Origin of the sequence: Saccharibacillus sacchari, assembly GCF_037722395.1 — a bacterium.
Lineage (GTDB): Bacteria > Bacillota > Bacilli > Paenibacillales > Paenibacillaceae > Saccharibacillus > Saccharibacillus sacchari_A.
Map to the genome: position 1 here is coordinate 1 of NZ_JBBKAR010000040.1, position 683 is coordinate 683.

At 28.7% G+C, this 683-nt stretch carries 1 protein-coding gene; it reads left to right on the plus strand.

Features of this window, described 5'->3' with window-relative positions:
- The coding region (locus WKI47_RS15525) for a hypothetical protein (RefSeq protein WP_340228069.1) at positions 1 to 683 on the plus strand (683 nt) is incomplete at both ends.

Below are 683 nucleotides of genomic sequence, written 5' to 3' on the forward strand. Positions count from 1 at the left end.
GAGTTTTTACTTGGAGAAAGAATATTCAAAGACTTCTATTAGCCATTTAAAGAGAACAATTAGAACGTGGTACGAGTCTCTTTCTAGTCTATATGAATACGAAAAATTAATGAGCTTATATAAATTCATAAAAAAAGAGGAAAAACTATCTAATATAGCTGATGATATTGAGAGTATTACTGAACTTCATAACTTACTGATTGATCGAATTGCGATTCATGATGAAGACGTCGCTATTATTATATATTATGGTGACAAAGATGATTTGCCAGACTTATTTAAAAATATAAATACAGGTAGTGTTGCATTATCGCAATACGAAATATTACAAGCGCTATGGAATGACTACAAACTTGATTCTCAAATTCTAAAAAAATATAAACAAGGTTATTTAAATGAATTGGAAATTATGAAAAGTGAATATGAAATTACTGAGAAAGAAGAAGGAGAATTTGATATTTTCAAAAGTGTAATCGGCCTCAATAACATAATATGTAGTATTGAAGAGTGTAATTATTTGTTTACCGCCTGGAAAAAAAATATTACTTTGTTTAAAGGAACAGATGGTATTGATCAAAGAAAGTATTACGAGAATGAAGGTGTCGGTTTTGAACTATATTCTTCATTGTTAACGGAAAGCCCTAATAAAATAACACGAGCTATTGATTCTATATTTCAAACAG